This is a genomic window from Providencia sp. PROV223 (genome assembly GCF_028479245.1).
Classification (GTDB): domain Bacteria; phylum Pseudomonadota; class Gammaproteobacteria; order Enterobacterales; family Enterobacteriaceae; genus Providencia; species Providencia rettgeri.
The window spans coordinates 200,038-225,986 of the sequence record NZ_JAMPNG010000006.1; the positions used below are offsets into that span (position 1 = coordinate 200,038).

Consider the following 25,949-nt stretch of genomic DNA (forward strand, 5'->3'; position numbering starts at 1 on the left):
CAATGTTCGATAGATTACTTTTCGCCCTTTTTAATATCCAGCCGAAACCGTTAGCGTATACACGTACCATTGATGTCTATGGTGACCGTTACACCATTCATAGCCAAAAGCCCGTAACTATCACGGAAAAAGACAGCGGTTATATCCAAATAAAAGCGCTGGGTAAAATGCATATTTTTTGTGGGAAAATGCTGCATATCAGCGTAAAGAAAAATACCACTTTGGTGACTATTGGTTGGTCGAAAGGCAAAAGTCAAATATTTGAAGTGCGTAAAAATGTGAAAGAAATTGCATATCGAGTGAATTCAAATAATTCGAGTTCAAGCTACACGCCCCCTTATTATGACAGCGCATCCAGTGATGATAACCACCGCTCAAGTAGCCATTATTGTTCTAATGATAACTCAAGTTCTGATTGTTCATCATCCGATTCAGGGGGAGGTGATGGAGATTAGTTAATTTAGTTAAACAGCGTGGTTACCAGTATATTGCTTCTCTTCTAGTACCATATTAATGTCACGATATTGCTCCAAAAAATATTGTTTAATCACTCTGTTTTTTTCAAAATAATCCTTTCTTCCAGCATATGCTTTCGCAAGCATCTTAAATGCTGCTTGTTTAATCCCAAGATATTTATTGTCAATTGTCGATATTGAACTAAAAACACTTTTATAATTGGTGCTATCACTACCAAATAGGCTATTCATAACAGTATCACTCAAATTATCATAATCAATATCTAGAGTTATTTTAGCACCCTTTAAATTAGCATTGGTAAAATTGTAATCAACATCTACCTTAACTGGGATTTTAATCTGTGTATTTTCAGCTATTGCATCAGAAAAATTCGCTCTTAGCAAAGGCATGTTGTTGCTTGTATCCACAACTGTGTTCGATAGATTTGAACCTGAAAAATCAATATTTGCACTACTAATATGAATAGTTCCATCATAGGTACTATTAAGTAAAAGTTTTGACATATCCTCAGCAGTTATTATTTTATTTGAATAATCATAGTATGCTGCAAGCCTATCTAATTTATGTTCTGATTTAATTTGTATAAGGGGACTACTTCTCAACTCTTTGGTATTTGATTTTTCTGTATTAATACTTATAAAGCTATTTATAATATTAATTTGCTTTGTAATTTTCTCTTTATTTTCCGATTCAATATCCCACCCATACTGACTGTATGTATTATTTATTTTAGAAATTACCATGCTAAGTAAATTTTTCTTATTGGCTTCGGATGGATTTTTCTTATAGACTTCAAGCATCTTGCTAGAACTATTGTTGAGTTTATAAATGAGAGTTTTAATACCCATAACTTATTCCTATATCAATTAACTTTATTTATTTGATATATACTCCCATATTAAACATATTAATTATTTAATAAAACAACGATGAAATGATCAATTACTTTCACATAAAAAAACGAGAACCGAAGTTCTCGTTTATTCAATTAGTTAATCTGATACAAATTATGCTTTGTATTTGCTCATCACTAATGTGGCGTTAGTTCCACCGAAACCGAAACTGTTAGACATGACTGTTTCCAGCGCTTGCTCCGTTGGTTTAGTCACGATATTCAGGCCCGCTGCTTTCTCATCTAGATTTTCGACGTTAATGCTTGGTGCAATAAAGCTGTGTTCTAACATCAGCAAGCTGTAAATTGCTTCGTGGACACCCGCAGCACCTAATGAGTGACCGCTCATCGCTTTCGTTGCAGAAATTGCAGGAGAGTTAGCACCAAACACTTCCTGGATAGCTTCTAACTCTTTGGTGTCACCCACTGGCGTTGATGTACCGTGTGTATTGATATAATCAATTTTATCGACACCTTGCATTGCCATTTGCATACAGCGCACAGCACCTTCTCCTGATGGCGCAACCATGTCTGCACCGTCAGATGTAGCACCATAGCCAACGATTTCAGCATAGATATGCGCACCACGTGCTAACGCATGCTCTAACTCTTCAACGACGACGATACCGCCACCACCTGCGATAACGAAACCATCACGGTCTTTATCGTAAGTTCTTGATGCTTTGTCTGGCGTTTCATTATACTTTGTGGACAATGCGCCCATCGCATCAAACTCACAGGTCATTTCCCAGCTCAGTTCTTCACCACCACCCGCAAAAACCACATCCTGTTTGCCTAATTGGATCAATTCAACGGCATGGCCGATGCAGTGCGCTGATGTTGAACAAGCAGAACTAATTGAGTAGTTTACACCTTTGATTTTAAACGGTGTTGCTAAACAAGCAGAAATACCCGATGCCATTGCACGAGTCACCATATATGGGCCTACACCACGTAAACCTTTAGCACGCATACCGTCAGAACCCGCAACTTGATTACGTGGAGAACCACCACCGGAACCAACAACGATACCTGTACGTAAATTTGAAACTTGTTCTTCTGTTAAACCTGAATCCGCAATCGCTTGTTCCATTGATAAATAAGCATAGGCGGAGCAATCACTCATAAAACGGAAAATTTTACGGTCGATTAAGTCTTTCGGGTCTAAATTTTTGACATTACCCCAGACATGGCTACGTAGCCCTGCCTCTTTGAATTCTTCTGAGAAAGTGATCCCGGAACGACCTTCCTTCAGAGAAGCCAGTACTTCTTTCTGGTTATTACCAAGGCTGGAAACAATACCTAGACCAGTGATGACTGCACGCTTCATTCGTTACCTCATGACTATAATTATATGATTGCGGGATTACAGGTTGTCACTTTAGCTTACACTTGTACGCTGAACAAGTCCGATCAGGGTAAATATTTGTATTTTTTTCTTTGTGACGCGAATAAGACTTTTTTATGACGGTAGCCTTACACCGATATCAGCGGTAAAATTTAGGAATGATATAAACAATGTAGGCTTATCGTGAAAAAGAACGCTGTACAAACCGCACGCCTGAGCTGGAATGACGAAGGCACTCCTATGTCTGAACAGTTTGCAGATATCTATTTTTCTAACCAAAATGGCTTAGAAGAAGCTCGCCATGTGTTTTTGCAAGGAAATCATTTTCCTGACCGCTTTGCGACGCACCCTTTTACAACCTGTGTGATTGCCGAAACAGGGTTTGGTACGGGGTTGAATTTTTTAGCATTGTGGCAATCTTTTAATCAGTTTAAAGCCGAAAACCCAAACGCAAGATTACAGCAATTACATTTCATCAGTTTCGAAAAATACCCTTTAACAAAAACAGATTTAATCGCTGCACATCGCTGCTGGCCTGAACTTGCTGGCTTATCGCAAATCCTTTGTGAAAGTTGGCCGCAAGCCTTACCGGGTAATCAGCGGGTCATTTTAGAAAATGGCCATATCATATTAGATTTATGGTTTGGCGATGTTAATGAGCAAATATCTTTACTAAAAAACAACTTAAACAATAAGATAGATGCTTGGTTTTTAGATGGTTTCGCACCATCAAAGAATCCCGAAATGTGGAGTGAACAGCTGTTCACTAACATGGCAACATTAGCTCGCCTTAATGGGACTTTTGCGACATTTACCGTGGCAGGTGCGGTCAAGAGAGGCCTGCAACAAGCGGGTTTTACCCTTAAAAAAGTCAAAGGCTTTGGTAACAAGCGAGAAATGTTAACTGGAGTATTAGCTGAAAAAGAAATTGATATCCCAACCCCTTGGTTCGCAAGACGAAAAGCAGACAACCCAACGGATGTTGCCATCATTGGCGGTGGGCTCGCCAGTTTAACGGCAGCCTACGCTCTTCATAAGCGCGGTGCTAAAGTCACTTTATACTGCCAAGATGCCCAAGTTGCACAAAATGCTTCAGGCAATCGCCAAGGGGCTATTTACCCCTTACTCACAGGCAATAACGATCCACTTGAGCGCTTTTTTGTCAGCGCTTTCCCTTTTGCTTCTCGTTTTTACCATCAATTGGCGAAACAGGGGATCGCATTTGAAGGGCAATGGTGCGGTGTCAGCCAATTAGCCTATAACGACAAAGTGGCTCGTAAAATAGCGGGAATGTTAGAAACCGAGTGGCCTGACGATTTTGCTATTGGTAAAAAACGTCGACAACTGAGTGATATTTGTGGCGTTGATGTCAACCATGATGGCATTCATTATGCGTCTGGAGGATGGCTTTGCCCTGCCCAATTTTGTGAGAGTTTGCAGCAATATTTACAGCAGAAAGGCGTTACCTTCTGTTTTGAACATAATGTGGTGGAATTAAAACAAACTGAACAAGATTGGCAATTATTGATTGAAACAGCGCCGCAAAAAGAGCTAACACGTGTTCACTCAACTGTCATTATTGCCAATGGGCACAAACTGCGCCAATTTGCTCAAACCATCAATTTACCTATCTCACCTGTGCGTGGGCAAGTGAGCCACATTCCTACCAATCACACCCTACAACAACTGAAAAATGTTCTGTGTTTTGAAGGATATTTAACCCCTGCCGATGCCTCCGGTACACAACATTGCTTAGGTGCTAGCTACCAACGTGAGCGACTCGATTTAGATTATAGCGAGGAAGAGCAACAAGGAAACCGCCAAAAACTGATTGATAACCTACCTGATGTAACTTGGCCTAGGGATATCGACATCTCGCAACAACATTCACGCCAAGGTATTCGTTGTGTTATTCGCGACCACTTTCCCTTATTAGGCAATGTGCCTGATTTTGAACAACATCTGGCGCATTACCATGATTTACCCAGCAAAATTGCCAAAGAGCAGCCTATTGCACTAGCGCCTGTGTACCCAAATTTATTTATTTTTGGGGCATTAGGGTCAAGAGGGTTATCCACTGCCCCCCTTTGTGCGGAATTGCTGGCTGCTCAAATTTTTGGGCAAATACTCCCGCTCGACGATGAAACCCTTGCAGAATTGAACCCAAACCGTTTTTGGGTAAGGAAATTATTATTAGGTCGCCCTATTAAACTCCCTTATTAATACCTTATGTTAATGAGATAGCCATTGCACAACGGTCTTCAGCGGTAAACCCCGCCTCAACTTCAGACTGTAAAATAGCCTGTAACTCGGTGGTTAGCTCATTAATTTCAAGAATTTTAAAACCTAAGCGTTGGTAATAAGGTGCATTCCAAGGCACATCACGGCAAGTAGTCAATGTCACTACTGTGATATTCCGTGCCAAAGCGGCATCAAGAACCTGCTTAATCAGCTTTTTACCCCAACCCTGCCCTTGCCATTGCTGGCAGACAGAAACCTCACAAATATGTAGGCTAGTATGATGATCTTCAGCATTGATAAAACCAATTGGTTCATCGCAATCATTCACCGCAACCCATTCTAATTGCTCGGAAATAAAATCGAGGTGGTCTTGCTCTGTTTGCCCATCACCTTCGGCAAGCCATTGATATTTTTCGATACTCGTGAATGTCTGCCCTGCAGAAATTTCCACGGCAGGAAGATGTTTGGCATCGAAGGGGGTTGCTAAACGAATATTCGCCATAATTTTTACTCACAACAAAATTTAGCTAACAAAAAAGCGGGTTTCCCCGCTTTCAATGTATAACATTACAAATTAAATTGCGTTATTTAATAAGTTTTTCCACATATCTAATACCAGTACTTGGTCTGGTGGTGTCAATTCGCCAGCTTTGATGGCATTTTGAATACTGACTTCGACACGTTGATATAATGCTTCAGAGCTAGTTTCGTTTTCTTCTTCCAGCTCAGCCACAGCAAGGGTTAAGTGACCACGCAAATAGCCGCCAGCGAAGAGTTCATCATCACTCGCGTGCTCAACCATATCATCAATCTTCGTTAGTATGCGTGTTTCTAAATCCGCAAGCATGCTTAATCCTTACTTAAATGTGTGTTCATTAGGCAAAAATATCTTCCGGATAAGGAAAAGCTTCTGCACAAAGAGGTGGCGTATTGTAAAACAATTGTAACGCATTAATAAAGCGTAATGGGCGTTCAGGGATACCATTTTCTAAATAAAGCATCACTTGCGCATGAACTTTGCGCATAAACGCAATGCGGTCAGGCTCAAAATCCCCTTCTAAGTTGTCACAACTGACATTAAATGGAATGCCAACAGCAACACAAAACAGCCAATCTAGCGCTTGAGGTTTAATCTCTACCACTTCAAACTCACACTGTGTTTTTTCATCTCGACCGTCTGGGCAATACCAATAGCCGTAATCGACTCGCTGGCGCCTTGCTTCCCCTGCGATGCACCAATGTGAGATTTCATGCAGCGCACTGGTGAAAAAACCGTGTGCAAATACGATACGGTGATAAGGCACAGCCTCATCAGCAGGTAAATAAATGGGTTCATCATCCCCTTTTACCAGCCTGGTGTTATATGTCACACCAAAACATTCATCAAAGATATTGATTAGATCCTGATAATTATGTGTACTCATGAATAATTTAAATCATCTTAAAATAATGAGAGAAACCAAGCTTTAATCACGTCACCATGGCTATCATGGAGTAACTTAATACTCATCAGTAACGAAATCACCACGATCATTGGCCTGATCAGTTTTTGTCCTTTGGTTAAGACCAAACGCGCACCTAAACGAGCGCCAACCATTTGGCCGATTAGCATAACAAAACCTAAGGCCCAAAGAACATGCCCCCCGATAATAAAGAATACTAAAGAGCCAAAATTAGAGGCAAAATTAAGTAACTTCGCGTGGGCGGTGGCTTTAGCAAGATTATAGCCGAGCAGCAGAACATAGCCTAACGCCAAAAATGAACCGGTTCCGGGGCCAAATGCACCATCATAAAAACCCAGTGTCATCCCAATTGCCACCCCGAAAAATGGCATGCTGATACGTTGTTGGCGGTCTTGCACACCGATTGATGGCGTTAATAAAAAGTATAAACCGACACAAATCACCAAGATAGGCAACAGTTGTTTTAAGAACGCGGTATCAATCATTTGAATGACAATCGCACCCAACATGGCACCAATCATGGTCATAATGAACGGAAACAATTGTTCTCGTAAATCTATGGCTTTGCGCCTGACAAAATAGAGTGTTGAAGAAAACGAACCGCCAACAGCTTGCAATTTATTGGTTGCTAACGCTTCAACTGGTGTGATTCCCACGGATAACAGAGCTGGGATCGTTAATAGCCCACCACCACCCGCGATGGAGTCAATAAACCCTGCAAATAGCGCAACAAAGAAGAGTAAAGCGTAAACTTCAGGAGCAACGGCTGTTAGCCAATCCATTTTACTATCCAAAGAGAAGAAATATCATGATGTTGATGTGAATATATCGCCAAACAGCTTTGGTAATATCACAACCTAGATGAGGTATTTTTAGGAGGCTTCATCCGAACCTTCATCATCAACAAAGCGACCTACTAGGCCGCTCCGTTGTCACTACATAAAACACAGTAAAACCGATTATTCAAACGGTTTCATTGCTGGCGTTACATCCGAGCACTGACCACGATGACGTAAATAGTGGTCCATTAGAACAATCGCCATCATTGCTTCTGCTATCGGCACTGCACGAATTCCCACACAAGGGTCATGACGCCCTTTGGTGATCATTTCAACTTCTTCGCCATCACGGTTGAGTGTTTTACCTGAAACGGTAATACTGGATGTCGGTTTTAACGCAATATGCGCAATAATAGGCTGGCTGCTGCTAATACCGCCTAAGATACCGCCTGCATGGTTTGATGTGAAACCATTACGGGTAATTTCATCACGGTTTTCACTGCCTTTGAGCGCAATAACACCGAAGCCATCACCAATTTCCACACCTTTCACCGCGTTAATACTCATCAACGCGTGAGCGAGATCGGCATCTAAACGGTCAAATACCGGCTCACCTAAGCCCGCAGGCACATGCTCTGCAATAACGGTAATTTTAGCGCCAATCGAATCACCTTCTTTCTTTAAACCGCGCAATAACTCATCAAGAGCCTCTAATTTGCTAGGATCTGGACAAAAGAATGGATTTTCTTCGACAATTGACCAGTCTTTAATTTCACATGCGACTGATCCCATTTGTGTTAAGCATCCATGAATTTGCACGCCAAGCTTTTCTTGTAAATACTTTTTCGCAATCGCACCTGCTGCAACACGCATTGCCGTTTCACGTGCTGATGAGCGACCACCACCACGATAATCACGCTGACCATACTTTTGTTCATATGTGTAATCTGCATGGCCGGGCCTAAACACGTCTTTGATTGCACCATAATCTTGCGAACGTTGGTCAGTGTTTTCAATGAGTAAGCCAATGCTAGTTCCGGTTGTCACACCATTAAAGACACCCGATAAAATCTTCACTTGATCAGGTTCACGGCGCGCAGTCGTATAACGTGATGTTCCCGGGCGACGACGGTCTAAATCTTTTTGTAAATCGGCTTCTGTCAATGCTAAACCTGGGGGAACCCCATCGACGATGCAACCTAATGCAATGCCATGTGACTCGCCAAATGTGGTCACACGAAACAGTTGCCCAATTGAATTTCCTGCCATCGGAGTTTCCTATTCTAAGCCATTCTTGTTTTATCAAGAATTTTGGTTGTTAATTATTATATCGTTGTGTCGTTATTATTGATTACATGATCTTAGAACATCACGCAACTGTTGATTAATCGATATAAAGCTCAAAATGTGCGTGATGCTCAACAAGTTGTTCACGAGTTAACATAAACACACCATCACCGCCGTATTCGAAGTCCAGCCAAATAAATGGAATTTCAGGATATTGTTCAATCAGATGAACCATGCTGTTACCCACTTCGCACACTAACACCCCTTCTTCCGTCAGAAAACGCGGTGCATTCGCTAAAATACGACGCACCAGTTTCAAACCATCACTTCCGGCAGCAAGTGCTAATTCAGGTTCGACACGAAACTCTTCTGGTAAATCGTCCATATCTTCCGCATCAACATACGGTGGATTTGTCACGATCAGGTCATATTTGACCTCTGGCATATCACGGAATAAGTCAGAGCGAATCGGTATCACCCGGTGATCTAAACCATGATTAGCAATATTTTGCTCAGCAACGCTTAGCACATCACTTGAAATATCAACCGCATCGACTTCTGCATCAGGGAATTCATAAGCACAAGCAATCGCAATACAACCACTTCCGGTACATAAATCAAGAATAGTTTGAGGTTCATCCGCCACTAAGCCAACAAAGTGATTATTGATTAATTCACCAATTGGCGAGCGAGGGATAAGCACTCGTTCATCAACATAAAATTCATGGCCACAGAACCATGAGCGATTAGTCAGATATGCAACCGGAATACGATCATTAATACGTCGCAAGACACGCTCAATAATGCGGTGGCGTTCTGTTGGCGTTAAGCGGGATGTTAATAGTTCATCGGGCAGGTCTAGAGGCAAGTAAAGTGTTGGTAACACCAATTGTAGCGCCTCATCCCATGGGTTATCTGTACCGTGACCATAGTACACATTGGCAGCATTAAAGCGGCTCATTGTCCAACGTAAAATATCTTGAATGGTATGAAGTTCTGCAACGGCTTCATCAACGAAAATCTTTTCCAAGAAGGGGTTCTCCAGCCTGTATTTTGAAAGGGAATATATGAATAGCTAAAGTTTGCCACGAAGTGAAAGACAAATCAGCAGATTAATGTAATAAAATTTGCTGAGGAAATCTGGTTATCGCGCTTATTGAAGCATATTTGGTCGTAAAAACGCCCTTTATTTTAGCTAAAGGGCGTGAAGAAAAATAACCAGTTCAGTAAAGAAGTCACGATACTAACTTTCGTTTTGCAGTACCACTTCCGCCTCTTTCGCTGGCTTTTTTACCCAAAGTGCATAGGCGATAGTCAGTAATACTAACCAAACAACGCCGACATATAATGCAATTCGTGTCGATTCAAAATATCCCAAAACACCAAAAACAAATACCATAAATGCGATGGCTAAAATAGGAGCAACAGGCCACATAGGTACAGGAAATTTTAATTGGCTAATTTCTTCTGGCGACATTTTTTTGCGCATTGCAAACTGCGACAGTAAGATCATCAACCATACCCAAATCGTTGCAAACGTCGCAATTGACGCAATCACCACAAACACATCATCAGGGATGACATAGTTCAATACCACACCCACCAGCAATACCGCGACCATCACTAATACCGTCATCCAAGGCACACCATTTTTTGTCAGCTTAGTAAAGGCTTTCGGTGCTTGTCCTTCATGTGCCATGCCATACATCATACGCCCAGCACCAAAGATATCGCTGTTAATTGCCGAAATTGCCGCAGTGATCACCACAATATTTAAGATATTCGCTGCAGATTGAATACCTAAACTATCGAAAATTTGCACAAACGGGCTACCTTGCTGCCCAATTTGGTTCCATGGGTAAATGCACATCAAGACAAATAAAGTCAGGACATAAAACAGTAAGATACGAATTGGCACGGCATTAATCGCTCTTGGAATCGTGGTTTCAGGGTTTTTCGCTTCACTCGCTGTAATGCCAATAACTTCAATTCCCCCGAACGCAAACATCACCACGGCAAAGGACGCAATCACCCCACCAATACCATTTGGCATAAACCCATCGTGAATAAATAAGTTTGATACCCCAACCGCATGATCAGCCGCTTGGCCAAAACCAAACATCATAATAGCGGCACCACCAACAATCATCGCAATAATCGCGATAACTTTAATGATTGACAGCCAAAATTCCATTTCGCCGAAAGTTTTCACATGGCATAAGTTTATTGCACCAATAAAGAAAATAATGCTCAATACCCAGATCCACTGCGCAACCTCAGGAAACCACAGTTTCATATACACACCAAATGCTGTCACGTCCGCCAAGCAAACAATGAGCATTTCAAAAACATAAGTCCAACCCGCAAAAAAACCGGCTCTAGCCCCTAAATAATGGCTAGCGTACTGTGAGAACGATCCCGCAAGTGGCCGGTGGACGGCCATTTCACCCAGTGCTCTCATGACCATAAATACAGCGGCACCGCCGATAATATAAGCGAGTAATACCGCAGGCCCAGCGGTTTCTATTGCTTTAGCTGAACCATAAAATAAACCTGTACCAATCGCAGAACCTAAAGCCATAAATCGAATGTGACGCGCAGAAAGCCCTCGCGCAAGTTGTGATGTGCTTTGCATGATTTATCCTTCGTATTATTTTATTGTCGTGCAGATAAATACTTCAGGTGGCCAGTACATTGCCGACCACCTTTTATTTGCTTGATAAACTAGTTAGGGAAAACAGCGCCAGCCTTGAACAGCGCAGACAGTTTATATTGGTTAATTAAATTAATTGCCGCTTCAATATCAGGGGCAAAATAACGGTCTTTATCATAGTAAGCCACTTGGTCACGCAGTGTTTTACGTGCCTTCTCCAAGGTTTCACTCGACTTCAAACCTTCACGGAAATCCATTCCCTGACACGCTGAAAGCCATTCAATAGCTAAAATACCCGTGACATTTTTTGCCATTTCCCATAAACGACGCCCCGCCGCAGGCGCCATCGATACGTGGTCTTCTTGGTTGGCTGATGTCGGCAGGCTATCAACACTCGAAGGGTGGGCTAATGCTTTGTTTTCACTCGCTAATGCAGCCGCAGTGACTTGAGCTATCATAAATCCTGAGTTAACCCCTCCGTTATTCACTAAGAAAGGTGGCAACTGTGACATATGGGTATCCATCAGTAATGCAATGCGACGTTCGGATAACGCACCGATTTCTGCTAATGCCAGCGCAATATTATCGGCTGCCATAGCAACAGGTTCTGCATGGAAGTTACCGCCTGAAATAATATCGCCATTATCGGTAAAGACTAACGGGTTATCCGACACAGCATTCGATTCAATTAATATCACTTCAGCAGCTTGGCGAATTTGGGTTAAACAAGCGCCCATCACTTGCGGCTGACAACGTAATGAATAGGGGTCTTGCACTTTCACACAGTTTTCATGGGACTTCGCCAATTCACTGGTCGGTGATAAAACATCACGGAACATCGCCGCAACATCAATTTGCCCTTTTTGTCCTCGAACCTCTTGAACTCGAGCATCGAAGGGTTTGCGAGAGCCCAGTGTGGCTTCAACACTCAGCGCACCACAAACAATGCCAGATAGCAGCAATTTTTCTGCCTCAAATAACCCTTTCAACGCGAAAGCCGTCGATGTTTGCGTGCCGTTTAATAAGGCTAAACCTTCTTTGGCTTCCAATTTTAGAGGTGCTAACCCCGCTTTTTCTAACGCTTTTTTCGCTGAAATCCATTTGCCTTCATAACGCGCCTTTCCTTCGCCTAACAGAATTAAACTCATATGAGCCAATGGTGCTAAGTCGCCAGAAGCCCCCACTGACCCCTTCGCAGGAATAAATGGATAAACTTGCGCATTCACTAATGCGATCAAGGCATTAATAACTTCAAGGCGGATCCCTGAAAAACCACGAGCTAAGCTATTAATTTTGAGTACCATGATTAAGCGCACGAGGTCATCATCTAACGGTTCACCCACACCAGCAGCGTGAGACATCACAATAGATCGTTGTAATGATTGCAAATCTTTAGTCGCAATACGCGTATTAGCAAGTAAACCAAAGCCGGTATTGATACCATAAGCGGTTCTATCTTCTTCAATAATTTTATTGACCGTCGCAACACTTTTCTCGATAGCACCGTGAGCGCGTTTATCTAATGCCACTGTTACCGATTGTTGGAAAACAATACGCAGGTCTTCGAGTGTCATTTTTCCTGGGTGAATAGTTAACTTAGTCATTAATGGCACTCCTTAACGTGTTTTAATCATCGGTAAATTAAGATTTTTTTCCTGCGCACATGCGATAGCTATGTCATAGCCTGCATCGGCATGGCGCATGACACCAGTTGCAGGGTCATTGTGCAGTACTCGGGCAATGCGCTCTGCTGCTTCATCCGTTCCATCACACACAATTACCACTCCAGAATGCTGAGAGAAGCCCATACCTACGCCACCACCGTGATGTAAAGATACCCACGTCGCCCCACTGGCTGTGTTTAATAACGCATTGAGTAATGGCCAGTCTGAAACTGCATCAGAACCATCTTTCATTGATTCCGTTTCACGATTTGGGCTGGCCACTGAACCTGAATCTAGGTGATCACGGCCGATAACAATCGGCGCTGAAACCTCACCGCTTCTTACCATCTCATTGAATGCCAAACCTAATTTAGCGCGATCCCCAAGGCCAACCCAGCAAATACGCGCTGGCAAACCTTGGAAACTAATACGTTCACGAGCCATATCCAACCAGCGATGCAAGTGCTTATCATCCGGCAGCAGCTCTTTCACTTTCGCATCTGTTTTATAGATATCTTCAGGATCTCCTGATAACGCAACCCAGCGGAATGGACCAACACCGCGACAAAATAGCGGGCGGATATAAGCAGGTACAAAACCGGGGAAATCAAACGCATTTTCTATGCCCATTTCCAGTGCCATTTGGCGGATATTGTTTCCATAATCAAAGGTGGGAATGCCTTGCTGTTTAAATGCCAGCATCGCTTTAACATGTTCAGCCATAGATTTTTTTGCAGCCAATGCAGTGGCTTGCGGGTCTTGAACACTGCGTTCACGGTACTCTTCCCAGCTCATACCAATGGGTAAGTAACCATTCAAAGGGTCATGAGCACTTGTCTGATCGGTCACCATATCCGGTTTCACCCCACGTTTGACAAGCTCAGGAAGAATTTCAGCGGCATTGGCGCATAGTGCAATAGAAATGGCTTTTCCTTCCGATGTGTATTTTTTCAGACGCGCTAACGCATCATCAAGGTCAGTCGCTTGTTCATCCACATAGTGAGTTCTTAAACGGAAATCGATACGGCTTTGTTGGCACTCAATGTTCAATGAGCAGGCCCCCGCCAGTGTGGCAGCAAGAGGTTGGGCTCCCCCCATTCCACCAAGCCCTGCAGTTAAGACCCAACGCCCAGTTAAATCACCGTTAAAGTGCTGGCGAGCGGCTTCCACAAAGGTTTCATACGTTCCTTGAACAATGCCTTGGCTGCCGATATAGATCCAGCTACCTGCGGTCATTTGCCCATACATGGCAAGGCCTTTCGCATCCAATTCATTGAAATGCTCCCAGTTTGCCCAATGTGGTACGAGATTTGAATTGGCGATTAAAACACGTGGCGCATTTTCATGGGTTTTGAAAACACCGACAGGCTTACCTGACTGAACCAGTAGTGTTTCATCGCTCTCAAGCTGCTTCAGGGACTCGACAATTTGGTCATAGCATTGCCAATTACGTGCTGCACGCCCAATACCGCCATATACCACTAATTCATGAGGGTTTTCTGCAACATCCGGGTCAAGGTTATTCATTAACATGCGTAGTGGCGCTTCTGTCAGCCAACTTTTGGCATTTAATGTATTCCCTCTCGGTGCCCTAATTTCGATATTTCGATATTTATTATTCAATGCTGTCACTTGTATACCCTCTTTTATCTGTCCATTAGCTACCTTTCTTGTTCCTATAGATATAGTTGTATATACATGTACGATCAATTAATCTTTTAACATAAAGATTAAAAAAATATGATATAAAAATATTTTTAATCAAATAAAACAATGGAATAAATAAATCACCTGATATTTTGCTGTATTTTCTTTATTCTAAATCTGCATGCTAGATCACATTTAATTTACAATAAATTCACACAAAATAGGTAAAGAAGGCATGCACTCGAGATGATAAGCGGAAAATATGCTTTATATCGTTCCGCCCATACTTTGACGTGGTGAAAAAAACTTATGACGTGAAACTGCCTTTCAGCTTATATCGATGACCCGGGAACAATAATTTTGTACTTGTCACCGTAAAGGACTGAGACCAAGTACGTCTTGTAATTAACAAGCAAGATGCACCTGTATTAATTTGCAATAACCTCGCGGAACGTTCATCTGCCTCCACGGCCTCCACAATATGCTCCCCTTGTGTTAAAGGAGCAACTTGAGACAAATAATCATGTGGTGTAATCGATAAAAAATTTTGCTGTAAGTAATCCGGAGCCGCTAACGCATTGACATATCTGTCTTCAATTTGAACAGGAACATCATTCTCTAAATGGACAATAATCGAATGAAACACCATGGTATCTGGGCTGATATTTAACTCATTTGCGAGCGCAGGTGACGCTTGAATTTCTTCGAGCTTAATTATCCTACAGCTGTATTTGTGGTTTCTTGCCAGTATTTCCGCTTCAATACTGTGTATTTCAAATAGTGCAGATTGCCCTTTTGGCTCAGCCACAAAGGTTCCCACACCTTGCAAGCGAACCAATAACCCTTCAGCGGTTAATTCACGTAGTGCCCGGTTAGCCGTCATTCGACTACATTGAAACTGTGTCACGAGCTCAGACTCGGATGGAATACGGTCATTTGCTTGCCATTCTGCGGTGTGGATCTTTTCAATTATTGATTGTTTTACTTGCAAATATAGCGGGAGCGGTGCCCCTTGTTTATCCTTTTTATCGGCTGTCACAGTCATTTCCAATTTAATGATTAAAATCTTAAGTATTAATATGCTATTCGTTGAATAGCATACAACACGACCTTAGTGCTATCGGACATTTTTTATCCTGACAGTCGCGAATAAAAACATCATGCTTAATTATTAAGCATTAACATAATTAAATGATGCAATTTTAATAAAAACAAACAAAAAACAGCAAACTTTTAGGGTCAAAAGCGGCAAACAACCTCATTCACCGCTATTCATTATTGTTATAGTTAAAACAGCGACTCACCCATTTCACCCATTACGATGGGTAATTTTGCCTTCATGTACTCTGATGAACAGTGGGTTACTCCCTTGTTCATAAATCATTTCTACGGGCTCTTGCGCATTCCACACAACAAAATCCGCAATAAAGCCCGCTTTCAATTGTCCATGGCTATTTTCACGGCCTAACGCTTTAGCCGCGTTACGTGTCACCCCAGCCCATATCTCTTCAGGTGTCAGTTTAAATAATACGGCCGCCATATTCATAATAATACGCAATGAGGCAAAAGGACTGGTTCCTGGGTTAAAATCTGTTGAAACCGCCATAGGAACGTCATGTTCCCGTAACAGCTCAATTGGTGGTAGTTTGGTTTCCCGTAAAAAATAAAATGCCCCCGGTAATAAGACGGCTACGGTTCCGCTCGCTTTAAGTGCTTTAATCCCTTCTAGGTCCAAATATTCAATATGGTCAACCGACAAACCTTTGTAGCGGGCAACCAGTTCGCTCCCACCTAAGTTTGATAACTGCTCCACATGCCCTTTTACTGGGATCCCTAATTTCTGAGCCGCTGAAAATAACTTTTCACTTTGAGCGAGGGAAAACCCCACACTTTCACAGAAGACATCTACTGCCTCAAACAAGCCTTTTTCCCATAATTCAGGCATGATTTTTTGGCAAATCAAATCAATATATTCATCAGGTTTATCTTTATATTCAGCGGGGACGGTGTGAGCAGAAAGCAATGTTGAACTGACTGAAATAGGATATTGTGCAGATAACTGCTTTGCGACTAATAATTGTTTCTCTTCATTTTCATAGTCGAGCCCATAGCCTGATTTCATTTCAATACTTGTGACACCTTCTTGAATTAATGCTTCGAGCCTTGGCTTTGCCCGCTCAAATAATTCGTTCTCGCTCATTTTGCGGGTTTCACGTACAGTCGAATTAATTCCGCCACCTTGCGCACTAATAGTTTCATAAGAAACCCCATTCATTCGCTGTTCCCATTCAGAAGCTCGGTCACCGCCAAAAACTAAATGTGTATGGCAATCGATTAATCCAGGGGTTATTAATTTACCTTCAACATCAATAAGTTCGCAGTCATTCAATTCAATATTTTGAGTAGGAACAATTGCAACTATTTTATTATCACGAACAACTAAATCATGGTGATTAATCAGTCCATAAGGAGCTGATAGTACTGGGTCCATAGTGGCAATACGGCCATTACGCCAAACGACATCCCGAGAGTGTGTTTTGAATACCATCGTTTTTCCTATTGTTGTTGAATTCAGTTTTATTCATTGCATTAATAAATCGTATAGATATGTATATACAATTAGACTAGCAAGTCCCCTTTTGTCAATGCTTACCTGTAAAAAGGTTATAAATATGTTACTTCGCACGAACAATCTACGATTATGACCATTCATCAAAAATGAGTTACACTACCAACCAGAAAAATTAATCACAAAAACATATTAGTAAAATTATGAAGAAAAAATTTGGTCTAGAAGATGAAGATATTCGTCTTTTCAAAGAAGCCATTAATGGAGCAAAAAAAATCCGTCAGGACCAAGTCCTGCACGCACCTGTCCGCGCCAAAGTGACACAACCATCTAATAAAAAAGTCATACAGGAACAGGTTGACGCCTCCTTTTATTTTTCAGATGAATTTCAACCTCAACTTGAAAATGAAGGCCCAACGCGTTATTTAAGGCCCGATGCTAACCCTTATGAATTAAAAAAACTTCGCCGCGGTGATTACGCTCCGGAGTTGTTTTTAGATTTACATGGCTTAACACAAATGGAAGCAAAGCAAGAAATTGGCGCGCTCATTGCGGCCTGTAAGCGTGAAAATGTCTATTGCGCCTGCATTATGCACGGCCATGGTAAACATGTTTTAAAGCAGCAAACACCACTTTGGCTTGCCCAACATCCTGATATTATTGCTTTTCACCAAGCACCTAAAGAATGGGGCGGTAATGCAGCCTTATTGCTGCTTATAGAAACTGCTGAGAGCGCTCGCCGCTAAGCGCTCATGTTGTTCTGTATTATTTAGCAAATAGCAATTGAGATGGGCTCAACATCCATTCAAACTGACTTTTTTGATGAGCCACATCAATGTCAACACATGCCACTGTTGATGTCGTGAACATCGGTGGTTCTTTATGTGGGCACAACTCCGACACTAAATAGCCAACCAGTGGCAAATGAGATACAACCAATATCGCATTTGCGCCTAGCACAGCAACATCCCGAATATGGTCAGCCACAAATGCGGCATTCCCTCCTGGCGTTAATTGCCCTAAAACTTCTGACTTTGCTGGCAAATCAAGGTGCTGGCTCACAACTTGCCGAGTTTGTTCTGCTCTTAAATAGGGGCTCACTAACACCGAATCAATTTTAATACCTTGATTCTGTAGCCATTGAGCCATCAATACTGAGTCGTCTTTTCCCTTTTGTGTCAATGGGCGCTCAGGATCGCTAGGCGCGTGTATCGCTGCATCACCGTGACGCATAATATAAACTTGCATAATCCACCATCTGAGTAACCTACCTGATTAAGGAGGTTATTCTTTTGTTGTTAAGCTAATTGTTGTAAAAGTAACCATCAGTTGGGGTGAAATGTGATTCTGCATGAAATGATCAACAAAGAAAATGATTTGAGTAAATTTTTGTGTATTTTTTTTTAGCAGTCCATGTCGCATGTTAAATTTTAGTATTTATTATCAATCAGTTAAATTTAATATAATGATTTATTCTAATCATACGAGCTTTACGTAAAAGAGCCTGATAACCAAAAATATGTTTGGTATCAGGCATTGATTGGTTTTATTAAAAAAGCAACAAACAGCTAATAGGCTAGCTTACCGCGCCATTATTGTTCATTACTTGGTTTTATTACATCAACCCCACCTTCTACCTTGGTAGAAAAAAAGGTTCGATTATTCTCTGCCATGTCACATAGCAATTCACAAGGCTGGAATTTATCACCATATTTCACGGCGAGGTTATTCAGAGTTTCCACCGTTTTTGCAATCCCTAGGCTATCCATATACCTAAACGGACCACCAAAGAAGGGCGGAAAACCGATACCAAATACCGCTCCCACATCCCCATCACGAGCATTTCTAATAATGTTTTCATCAAGGCAGCGGGCAGCTTCGTTAAGCATCATCATGACACAGCGCTGTGCAATATCCGCTTTAGTCAGTTTATTGTTGGGAACCACTTCAATTAGTGAATAAATGGTTTTATCAACTTGACGTTTACTGGCTTTTTTCCAAAACCACAACTTATTGGTGTGATGACCATATTCATAAAAACCTTTGCCGTTTTTCTTACCTTTACGGTCATCTTTAACCACTTTGTCGAGAATATCAGGCGCCTTAAAACGCTCACCAAAACGTTCAACTAAAATCGGTAAAATTTTTGTTCCTACATCAATGCCCACTTCATCCAACAAATTAAATGGCCCAACAGGGAAGCCAAATTCAACTAAAGCACGATCAATGTGTTCTATTGATTCACCTTCAACAAGGCATTGCGCTGCTTCACATAAGAATGGCGCTAAAATGCGATTTACATAGAAACCTGCATCATCCCCCACAACAATCGCTGTTTTACCTTGGCGTTTTGCTAAAGCAACCACTGTCGCAATTGTAGTTTCATCTGTTTGTTGATGAGGGATCACTTCAACTAAAGGCATTTTATCGACGGGACTAAAATAGTGTAAGCCAATCACTTTTTCGGGATGAATCGCTTTCTGTGCAATTTGGTGAATAGGTAAAGATGATGTATTAGAAGCAAAAATAACTTGCTGTTTCGACATCTTCTCAACTTCAGCAACCATTTTTTGTTTCAGTGCTAAATCTTCAAATACCGCTTCAATCACGATGTCCGCATTTTCAAGCCCTTGATAATTTAATGTGCCTGATACCTTAGCCATAACAGCTGCACGTTCTCGGGCTAATAACCGCCGCTTGATAACTCGCTGGGTCAGTAGATCCCAGCTATAGCGCAAGGCCTGTGTGACGCCTTTGTCTGAAATATCTTTTATGCGGACGGGTAATTTACCTTGAAAAGCGGTGACATAAGCAATTCCACCGCCCATCAACCCGCCACCAAGCACACCAACTTGATTAATCTTCAATGGCGTTGCTTGTGCCCCTGTGTCATTTTTTAATGCGGTAACCGCAAAAAATAAATTACGTAATGCAGCAGACTCTGGTGTCATCACGAGCTCACCGAAAGCTTTCGCTTCTTCCGCATAGCCTGCTTGCAAACCTTTATTCATACCTGTTTTTACGACATGAATAATTTTTTCTGGGGCTGGATAATGGCCTTTAGTTTTGCTGAGTGTTTTTTGTTTGGCACTCTCAAACACTTTATTACGTAGTAATTTGCTGCTTAATAAACGCTGTTGCCAATGGATAGCTGGACGCTGAACGCCCCCTTTTTTCACCATTTTCACCGCAACGTCGAGTAAAATAGGCTCTGGAACCACATCATCAACCAACCCTATTTTCAGCGCCTGTTTAGCTTTTAGCTGGCGGCCTGTCAGCATTAAATCCAATGCATGCGGAATACCAATCAACCGAGGTAAACGCTGAGTTCCCCCGGAGCCAGGTAATAGCCCCAATTGTACTTCAGGCAAGCCTAATTTCGTTTTATCATCATTGGAGCAAACCCGCGCATGACATGCCAAAGCAAGCTCTAGCCCACCCCCTAAACACGCACCATGTATCGCAGCAATAATAGGCAATGGGTAGTTATCGATTTTATCAAACAGTACATGACCTGCTTTTGACAATTCACTGGCTTGGGACTTATTTTCACAGCCTGCTATCATGCTAATGTCAGCGCCTGCAATAAAATTGTCTTTTTTTCCTGAGGTAATAACTAGCCCTTTCAAACCAGAGGTAGACTGCGCTTGTTGTAAAATCGCCAGAAATTGTTCCGCAAACTCCGCTTTTAGTGTATTTACTTTTTCATTGGGGACATCAATGAAGATAACCCCCACATTCTCGTCATAAATTTCTAAGCTAAAGGCCTGTTGTGTTTTTTCTCTTGTAACTTCTATAGCAGAATTTTGAGCCATTATTCCACCTCTAAAATCATTGCTGCACCTAAACCACCCGCAGCACAAGCTGTTGTTAACCCAAACCCACCACCGCGTCTACGTAACTCATTTAAAGTTTGTGTCACCATTCGTGCGCCTGTAGCCGCAAATGGGTGCCCATAAGCAATAGAACCGCCTAAGACATTAAATTTGTCCATATCCACTTCGCCAATGGCGTGATCCATTCCCAGTTTCTCTTGTGCGAATTTACGGCTACCAAACATGTGTAAATTAGCAAGTGTTTGCGCAGCAAAGGCCTCATGCATGTCAATCAGGGATAGATCTTGCAACGATAACCCTGCACGTTTTAAAGCGAGTGGAGTGGCATAAGAAGGCCCTAATAGCATATCTTCCCATACGTCTATTGCGGAAAACGCATAACTTCGAATATAGCCAAGCGGTGTATAACCCAGTGATTTCGCTCGAGACTCTGTCATCATCAATACCGCAGCGGCGCCATCCGTCAACGGCGTGCTGTTTGCTGCAGTAACGCTACCGTGCTTGCGGTCAAATGCGGGTTTTAATTTCGCATAAGAAGACAAAACTGAGTTTGTACGCACATTGTTATCTTGGGAAAATGCTTGCTTAAAGGGAGGCATATAGGCAGTCATAACTTCATCATTTAAAACGCCATTTACCCAAGCTTTTGCCGCTAACATATGCGAACGATGAGCGAGTTCATCTTGCTGGGCTCGGCTGATCTGATAACTTTTCGCCATTTGCTCCGCGGTATCCCCCATGCGTAGCCCCGTAGAGTATTCCGCAACACCCGGTGCGACAGGCGCTAAATCCTTCAAGCGTAATTTCGTTAACAGTGATAATTTTTGCCCAACAGACTTTGCTTTACTTAAAGCTAACAATGTCTCTGCCAATTTTTTTGATACGCCAATAGGAAGCACAGAAGATGAATCCGCCCCGCCAGCAATACCGATAGAAATATCACCTACCATCATGCTTTGTGCAACATTAACAATTGCTTGAAAACTAGTTGCACACGCTCGAGATACACTATAAGCATCCGTCGAAACGCTCATACCTGTTCCGAGAACAATTTCCCTCGCAATATTAGGCGCTTCTGGCATTTGTACCACTTGCCCAAATACCAGTTGCTCAATGAGGTTTTTGTCTAAATCACTACGGGCTAATAACTCAGCAACTACCGCTTTACCTAAATCGACTGCTGGAATTCCTGCATATGCCGTAGATTGCTTTGCAAAAGGCAAGCGTAGACCACTGACAATGGCGATCCTTTCATTTGTTTTATCTGTATTTTCACCATGGTGGAGATGTTGATTCATGGTCGCTCCTGCTAAAGCAAAAATGAAAATTATAGTTAACTCACTCACTAACCGGATAAAGAGGTCTGACCTGTAATGATTGTTAACATAAAATTCACAATTATCAATGGGTATTAATAAAAAATGCGAGCAGGTACGCAACTTAGAGTAAAAATGCAACAAATTGCAGTAAGGGAAAACGAGGGGGATGAAGGAAGCCTTTTATCACTGAGTGTTAATCAGACCACCGTTTTAGCGATAAAAGGCAAATCAGAGCAAATTCAAACGTTTGATTAACGAAGGCCTAACTGAAAAATTAAGCTTTCTGCTTCACAGCTAAAACTAAATTCAGCCGTCAGCTCAACACCACCCTCTACAGGCTTAATAGAATGGGTTATGACACAAGGATCAGACTCAACAGATTTTGCTTTTTCTGTGAGTGTTTTCAGCATGGTTTCAGCTTCACCTTGTGTAGCGAAAACATGCTGATACGACGCAGTACAGTCTTTATTATCCAATACTGTTCCCACATCTACACAGCAGCAGGCTGCGGTTTCATCCGCGCTACAACGGTTAATCGCATCAGTCATTTTACTCTCCAAATAAACAAACTGTTAAGTCGCTATCATAACGCTGAAAAAGTGCTAAAAACTAGTGTGTATCAAAATATATCGCTAATAATTAAACATAAGTTTGATCTTACCCCGTATTCGCATACTTATTGTTCTCAATTTATCCGCTCATGTTGCCATTTTGTTAAATATGTCGCATTTTTGAAAACAATATCACAATAATAGCAAAACAAGCTTGCAACATATCAGGTGGTCAGACCTATACTCTAGTAACTGGTCTGATTTGTCATAACGGCAAGGGACCCTACAATTCTGCGCTTCTTGCGATAGAAGTCGCTTTATTCAAAATAAAACATAAGAGGGTTTTGGTCATGAGCCAGAAAAACCTGTTCTCTAGATCAGCTTTAGCAATAGCAGTGGCAATTGTATCATCCAACGCAGGCGCGGCTGGTTTTTTGCTTAATGAATATTCTACATCCGCACTGGGACGCGCGTTTTCGGGAGCTGGTGCGATGGGCGACAACGCAAGTGAGGGAAGTCGAAACCCTGCTGCCATGATGTTGTTTGATCGCCCTTCTCTTTCTATTGGTGCCGTTTATATTGACCCAAGTGTTGATATTAAAGGCAAAGGCGGTTCACTTCTCGGTAGCAATACCACCGCAAATGACATTGCACCAAGTGCTGTTGTACCCAATGCACACTTTATATTCCCAGTTAATGACAAATGGGCAGTCGGTACGTCAATGACCACCAACTTTGGTTTAGCCACTGATTTTAATAAAAATTATGCAGCAGGCCCTATAGGCGGTAAGACAGACTTAAAAACAGTTAATCTAAACTTAAGTGGTGCATACCGTGTAAATAATAATTTTAGTTTTGGCTTGGGCGTGAATGCCGTGTATGCCGATGCTGAAATTACCCGTCATGCGGGAGATCTAGGTACTTTAGCGCCTAAATTAGGTTTACCTCAATTCCCAGCTAGCACTACCATGGCCAAATTAACAGGCGATGACTGGGGTTATGGTTGGAATGCGGGTATTTTATATGAAATCAATGATGATAACCGTTTAAGCCTAAGTTACCGTTCAAAAGTTAAAGTTAAGTTTGAAGATGGCAAATATTCCAATGACATACCAAAAGCAATAACTCAATTAAATGGTACAGGTGGTGAAAAAATCAAAGGTAAGTTAGACCTTAATTTACCTGATATCTGGGAATTCTCTGGCTACCATAAAGTTGCACCTAAGTGGGCTCTACACTACAGCGTTGCCTATACTGGCTGGAGTGAATTTAAAGAATTAACCGCCTACAGAAAAAGTGACGGTGAGCAGTTATTCCATAAACCTGAACACTTTAAAGATGCATGGCGTTTAGCACTGGGTACCACTTATTTCTATGATGAAAACTGGACATTCCGTACAGGTATTGCCTACGACCAAACACCTGTACGCTCTGATTACCGTTCAATTTCTATACCTGACCAAGATCGTTACTGGTTAAGTGCTGGTACCACTTATGCATTCAATGAAAATGCTTCTGTTGATGTCGGTATCTCCTACATGCACGGTAAGAAAGTTGATATCAAGGAACGGTTAAGTGAAGATATTCCTGAAAGTGTTCTTCCTGCATATCATTTCAAATCTGAAGGTTCCGCTTGGTTATATGGTGTGAACTTCAACTATACATTCTAATTAATTGAATTTTCAGTATCAGGGAGTTCCCTCCCTGATACTATTTTCAACTTCAACTATCTCATCCCACTAATTTTCAAAACTTAACATAAATTTTCTTGACCCTAACCCTCATCATATGTAAATTAAATGTTAAGCATATAATTCACTTTACCATTTCTTTATAAAATAGATACAACCTCATTTTTGAGATAATTTGCTTTATATTTCATTAGATTATCATTCATTCTCTGAATGTTCTTATTTGCAACTACAACCCAATAGCATAATTTATACTGATGACACCCACTAATATATGGCTTTTCATCAAACTATATTAATCACGCTATATTCTATTATTGGCTACGGCCGTGAAGGCATGTAAAAGAGGCAACAATGACGAAAACTTAGGAGGTTTTATGGGAACACTGTTTACTGTAGGTTTTATTGGTGTATTAGGGGTAATCGCCCTGATTGACACTATCTCCCAACGAGGAAAAAGAGACAATGATTAGCTTTCTATTTATCACTCTCTAGTATTGTTCTAATGCAAGAGAGTGATAAACCTTCCAAAACAATTCAATTTACTAATCTATCGAATCAAGCTGGTCTTCAATCGCTGCTGCATTTGGGTTTTCTGTTGCTTTTAACGCACCACCACTTGATAAGAAGTCATTACGTTGGAAATAGGCTTCTCGCATCATTAAGTACGGATCTGAAGAGTTTTTCAGCAATCCATCTGAATCTAACAACCTTGCACGAGTTTCAATTCCTTCCAGTGCCCACTTACCTGCTGACATCCAGAATGTGAGATAGCTTAACATTGGATATAAATCATCAACTAAATCACCACCTTGTTCCCTTGGTGTTGCACTACCATATCCCGGTAGCACCACATAGGGACCATAGCCCACATCGTAATAACCCAAGGTATTACCAAAGCGTTTGGGTTCTTCTTTAACTAGCTGAGGATTGGCCATTGATGCAACATCAATCAAGCCTCCCATACCAAAGACGGTATTAAGGAAAAAGCGGTTAAAATGTTTGAAACCTTGAGTCACTTCACCACGTAAAAAACTATTTAACATACTTGCAGGCTCTTCAAGGTTAACGAAAAAATTGGTTAATCCATTTCGGGCAGGCATCGGGACATAATCATTCCAAGCAACCGCTACAGGCCTCAAGACATAAGGGTCAAGGACGTTATAGTTGAAATTAAACATTGCTCGGTTGAACCCCTCTAAAGGGTCTGAACGCTCATGTGTTTCTGGGTCAATGCTACTAGCACAACCTGCAATCAGCACCCCTGCCAGAAAAACACCCGTCATGCGAAACTTCATAACATTTCTCCATTCCCTGCACCGTCCTACTACGGTACTTTCCACTGTAATAAATATTTTGCTTATAGTAAGGCTAAAAAAAGAATTATGTTAATCCTTTTGAGTTATTTGATTATCTTAAAGACTAATTATAAGCCATTTAATCATATTCTTATTATAAGAAAATTGAACAATTAGTACAAAACAGAAATACTCCCTCACTCAATTTTAAAAATGACAACCTCCCTACTTTCG

23 protein-coding genes are annotated in these 25,949 nt (G+C 41.6%); 5 read left to right on the plus strand and 18 right to left on the minus strand.

Going from position 1 to position 25,949, the window contains the following annotated elements:
- Positions 1 to 2: 2 nt before the first annotated feature.
- Entirely contained in the window at positions 3 to 455 is a 453-nt protein-coding gene (locus tag PR767_RS09710) for a hypothetical protein (protein WP_272520227.1), read from the plus strand.
- A 9-nt stretch (positions 456 to 464) separates the two neighbouring features.
- Here the strand turns inward: PR767_RS09710 and PR767_RS09715 are convergent, their stop codons facing one another.
- Both PR767_RS09715 and fabB read right to left on the minus strand, forming a co-directional pair.
- Positions 465 to 1,325, minus strand: coding sequence for a hypothetical protein (locus PR767_RS09715; protein WP_004912361.1), 861 nt, complete (start codon positions 1,323 to 1,325; stop codon positions 465 to 467).
- Between the two features lie 159 nt (positions 1,326 to 1,484).
- Positions 1,485 to 2,699, minus strand: a complete 1,215-nt coding sequence (fabB, locus tag PR767_RS09720; RefSeq protein WP_115167012.1) for a beta-ketoacyl-ACP synthase I — start codon at positions 2,697 to 2,699, stop codon at positions 1,485 to 1,487.
- Positions 2,700 to 2,900: 201 nt separating this feature from the next.
- Between fabB and mnmC the strand changes: the two genes are divergently transcribed.
- Positions 2,901 to 4,940, plus strand: a complete 2,040-nt coding sequence (gene mnmC / locus PR767_RS09725) for a bifunctional tRNA (5-methylaminomethyl-2-thiouridine)(34)-methyltransferase MnmD/FAD-dependent 5-carboxymethylaminomethyl-2-thiouridine(34) oxidoreductase MnmC (protein WP_272520228.1) — start codon at positions 2,901 to 2,903, stop codon at positions 4,938 to 4,940.
- 4 nt (positions 4,941 to 4,944) lie between these two features.
- Here the strand turns inward: mnmC and PR767_RS09730 are convergent, their stop codons facing one another.
- The 11 genes from PR767_RS09730 to hutI form a co-directional block, all read right to left on the minus strand.
- A complete protein-coding gene (locus PR767_RS09730) occupies positions 4,945 to 5,460 on the minus strand; it encodes a GNAT family N-acetyltransferase (RefSeq protein ID WP_272520229.1) in 516 nt (171 codons plus the stop codon).
- Positions 5,461 to 5,532: 72 nt separating this feature from the next.
- Positions 5,533 to 5,805 carry a YfcL family protein gene (locus PR767_RS09735; RefSeq protein WP_004257217.1) on the minus strand — a complete coding sequence of 91 codons (273 nt, stop codon included), beginning with the start codon at positions 5,803 to 5,805 and terminating at the stop codon, positions 5,533 to 5,535.
- 28 nt (positions 5,806 to 5,833) lie between these two features.
- Positions 5,834 to 6,382, minus strand: a complete 549-nt coding sequence (locus tag PR767_RS09740) for an elongation factor P hydroxylase (RefSeq protein ID WP_272520230.1) — start codon at positions 6,380 to 6,382, stop codon at positions 5,834 to 5,836.
- Positions 6,383 to 6,399: 17 nt separating this feature from the next.
- The gene (locus PR767_RS09745; RefSeq protein WP_004912371.1) at positions 6,400 to 7,203 is read right to left on the minus strand and encodes a TSUP family transporter; all 804 of its coding nucleotides are present in this window, start codon (positions 7,201 to 7,203) and stop codon (positions 6,400 to 6,402) included.
- Positions 7,204 to 7,380: 177 nt separating this feature from the next.
- Positions 7,381 to 8,469, minus strand: a complete 1,089-nt coding sequence (aroC, locus tag PR767_RS09750; RefSeq protein ID WP_109911529.1) for a chorismate synthase — start codon at positions 8,467 to 8,469, stop codon at positions 7,381 to 7,383.
- Between the two features lie 115 nt (positions 8,470 to 8,584).
- On the minus strand, positions 8,585 to 9,517 hold the full coding sequence (prmB, locus tag PR767_RS09755) for a 50S ribosomal protein L3 N(5)-glutamine methyltransferase (protein ID WP_004912375.1): 933 nt from the start codon (positions 9,515 to 9,517) through the stop codon (positions 8,585 to 8,587).
- Between the two features lie 213 nt (positions 9,518 to 9,730).
- Positions 9,731 to 11,122: an amino acid permease gene (locus PR767_RS09760; protein ID WP_004912378.1), complete on the minus strand. Its 1,392-nt coding sequence runs from the start codon at positions 11,120 to 11,122 to the stop codon at positions 9,731 to 9,733.
- 89 nt (positions 11,123 to 11,211) lie between these two features.
- On the minus strand, positions 11,212 to 12,744 hold the full coding sequence (hutH, locus tag PR767_RS09765) for a histidine ammonia-lyase (protein WP_109911528.1): 1,533 nt from the start codon (positions 12,742 to 12,744) through the stop codon (positions 11,212 to 11,214).
- A 12-nt stretch (positions 12,745 to 12,756) separates the two neighbouring features.
- The gene (gene hutU, locus PR767_RS09770) at positions 12,757 to 14,436 is read right to left on the minus strand and encodes a urocanate hydratase (protein ID WP_272520231.1); all 1,680 of its coding nucleotides are present in this window, start codon (positions 14,434 to 14,436) and stop codon (positions 12,757 to 12,759) included.
- Between the two features lie 322 nt (positions 14,437 to 14,758).
- On the minus strand, positions 14,759 to 15,496 hold the full coding sequence (gene hutC, locus PR767_RS09775; RefSeq protein WP_042851623.1) for a histidine utilization repressor: 738 nt from the start codon (positions 15,494 to 15,496) through the stop codon (positions 14,759 to 14,761).
- 264 nt (positions 15,497 to 15,760) lie between these two features.
- Positions 15,761 to 16,999: an imidazolonepropionase gene (hutI, locus tag PR767_RS09780; RefSeq protein ID WP_117162401.1), complete on the minus strand. Its 1,239-nt coding sequence runs from the start codon at positions 16,997 to 16,999 to the stop codon at positions 15,761 to 15,763.
- A gap of 224 nt (positions 17,000 to 17,223) precedes the next feature.
- On the opposite strand from hutI, the gene smrB reads away from it, so the two are divergent.
- Entirely contained in the window at positions 17,224 to 17,766 is a 543-nt protein-coding gene (gene smrB / locus PR767_RS09785; RefSeq protein WP_004912393.1) for an endonuclease SmrB, read from the plus strand.
- Between the two features lie 19 nt (positions 17,767 to 17,785).
- Here the strand turns inward: smrB and sixA are convergent, their stop codons facing one another.
- From sixA to fadI, 3 genes are all read right to left on the minus strand, one after another.
- Positions 17,786 to 18,268 (minus strand): phosphohistidine phosphatase SixA, encoded by a 483-nt coding sequence (gene sixA, locus PR767_RS09790; RefSeq protein WP_272520232.1) that lies wholly within the window; start codon positions 18,266 to 18,268, stop codon positions 17,786 to 17,788.
- 344 nt (positions 18,269 to 18,612) lie between these two features.
- On the minus strand, positions 18,613 to 20,835 hold the full coding sequence (fadJ, locus tag PR767_RS09795; protein ID WP_272520233.1) for a fatty acid oxidation complex subunit alpha FadJ: 2,223 nt from the start codon (positions 20,833 to 20,835) through the stop codon (positions 18,613 to 18,615).
- Complete coding sequence (fadI, locus tag PR767_RS09800; RefSeq protein ID WP_272520234.1) at positions 20,835 to 22,154, minus strand: acetyl-CoA C-acyltransferase FadI; 1,320 nt, start codon at positions 22,152 to 22,154, stop codon at positions 20,835 to 20,837. The genes fadJ and fadI overlap by 1 nt, the downstream gene beginning before the upstream one ends.
- A gap of 123 nt (positions 22,155 to 22,277) precedes the next feature.
- Here fadI and PR767_RS09805 point away from each other — a divergent pair, with 123 nt between their 5' ends.
- Complete coding sequence (locus PR767_RS09805; protein WP_162598829.1) at positions 22,278 to 22,430, plus strand: hypothetical protein; 153 nt, start codon at positions 22,278 to 22,280, stop codon at positions 22,428 to 22,430.
- Here the strand turns inward: PR767_RS09805 and PR767_RS09810 are convergent.
- Positions 22,427 to 22,723, minus strand: a complete 297-nt coding sequence (locus PR767_RS09810) for a YfcZ/YiiS family protein (RefSeq protein WP_004912408.1) — start codon at positions 22,721 to 22,723, stop codon at positions 22,427 to 22,429. The genes PR767_RS09805 and PR767_RS09810 overlap by 4 nt on opposite strands.
- A 353-nt stretch (positions 22,724 to 23,076) precedes the next feature.
- Here PR767_RS09810 and fadL point away from each other — a divergent pair, with 353 nt between their 5' ends.
- Positions 23,077 to 24,396, plus strand: a complete 1,320-nt coding sequence (gene fadL / locus PR767_RS09815; protein WP_004912411.1) for a long-chain fatty acid transporter FadL — start codon at positions 23,077 to 23,079, stop codon at positions 24,394 to 24,396.
- 566 nt (positions 24,397 to 24,962) lie between these two features.
- Here fadL and mlaA read toward each other — a convergent pair.
- The gene (mlaA, locus tag PR767_RS09820) at positions 24,963 to 25,715 is read right to left on the minus strand and encodes a phospholipid-binding lipoprotein MlaA (protein WP_004912414.1); all 753 of its coding nucleotides are present in this window, start codon (positions 25,713 to 25,715) and stop codon (positions 24,963 to 24,965) included.
- Between the last annotated feature and the right edge of the window lie 234 nt (positions 25,716 to 25,949).

Excerpts from the sequence above, each read along its gene's own strand:
- fadI (WP_272520234.1), bottom strand. The coding sequence starts at position 22,154 with ATGAATCAACATCTCCACCATGGTGAAAATACAGATAAAACAAATGAA.
- PR767_RS09715 (WP_004912361.1), bottom strand. The coding sequence starts at position 1,325 with ATGGGTATTAAAACTCTCATTTATAAACTCAACAATAGTTCTAGCAAG.
- PR767_RS09710 (WP_272520227.1), top strand. The coding sequence starts at position 3 with ATGTTCGATAGATTACTTTTCGCCCTTTTTAATATCCAGCCGAAACCG.
- smrB (WP_004912393.1), top strand. The coding sequence starts at position 17,224 with ATGAAGAAAAAATTTGGTCTAGAAGATGAAGATATTCGTCTTTTCAAA.
- mlaA (WP_004912414.1), bottom strand. The coding sequence starts at position 25,715 with ATGAAGTTTCGCATGACGGGTGTTTTTCTGGCAGGGGTGCTGATTGCA.
- fadJ (WP_272520233.1), bottom strand. The coding sequence starts at position 20,835 with ATGGCTCAAAATTCTGCTATAGAAGTTACAAGAGAAAAAACACAACAG.
- sixA (WP_272520232.1), bottom strand. The coding sequence starts at position 18,268 with ATGCAAGTTTATATTATGCGTCACGGTGATGCAGCGATACACGCGCCT.
- aroC (WP_109911529.1), bottom strand. The coding sequence starts at position 8,469 with ATGGCAGGAAATTCAATTGGGCAACTGTTTCGTGTGACCACATTTGGC.
- PR767_RS09730 (WP_272520229.1), bottom strand. The coding sequence starts at position 5,460 with ATGGCGAATATTCGTTTAGCAACCCCCTTCGATGCCAAACATCTTCCT.
- PR767_RS09735 (WP_004257217.1), bottom strand. The coding sequence starts at position 5,805 with ATGCTTGCGGATTTAGAAACACGCATACTAACGAAGATTGATGATATG.
- fadL (WP_004912411.1), top strand. The coding sequence starts at position 23,077 with ATGAGCCAGAAAAACCTGTTCTCTAGATCAGCTTTAGCAATAGCAGTG.
- PR767_RS09805 (WP_162598829.1), top strand. The coding sequence starts at position 22,278 with ATGCGAGCAGGTACGCAACTTAGAGTAAAAATGCAACAAATTGCAGTA.
- hutI (WP_117162401.1), bottom strand. The coding sequence starts at position 16,999 with ATGGTATTCAAAACACACTCTCGGGATGTCGTTTGGCGTAATGGCCGT.
- PR767_RS09740 (WP_272520230.1), bottom strand. The coding sequence starts at position 6,382 with ATGAGTACACATAATTATCAGGATCTAATCAATATCTTTGATGAATGT.
- PR767_RS09760 (WP_004912378.1), bottom strand. The coding sequence starts at position 11,122 with ATGCAAAGCACATCACAACTTGCGCGAGGGCTTTCTGCGCGTCACATT.
- hutH (WP_109911528.1), bottom strand. The coding sequence starts at position 12,744 with ATGACTAAGTTAACTATTCACCCAGGAAAAATGACACTCGAAGACCTG.
- PR767_RS09810 (WP_004912408.1), bottom strand. The coding sequence starts at position 22,723 with ATGACTGATGCGATTAACCGTTGTAGCGCGGATGAAACCGCAGCCTGC.
- hutC (WP_042851623.1), bottom strand. The coding sequence starts at position 15,496 with ATGACTGTGACAGCCGATAAAAAGGATAAACAAGGGGCACCGCTCCCG.
- PR767_RS09745 (WP_004912371.1), bottom strand. The coding sequence starts at position 7,203 with ATGGATTGGCTAACAGCCGTTGCTCCTGAAGTTTACGCTTTACTCTTC.
- fabB (WP_115167012.1), bottom strand. The coding sequence starts at position 2,699 with ATGAAGCGTGCAGTCATCACTGGTCTAGGTATTGTTTCCAGCCTTGGT.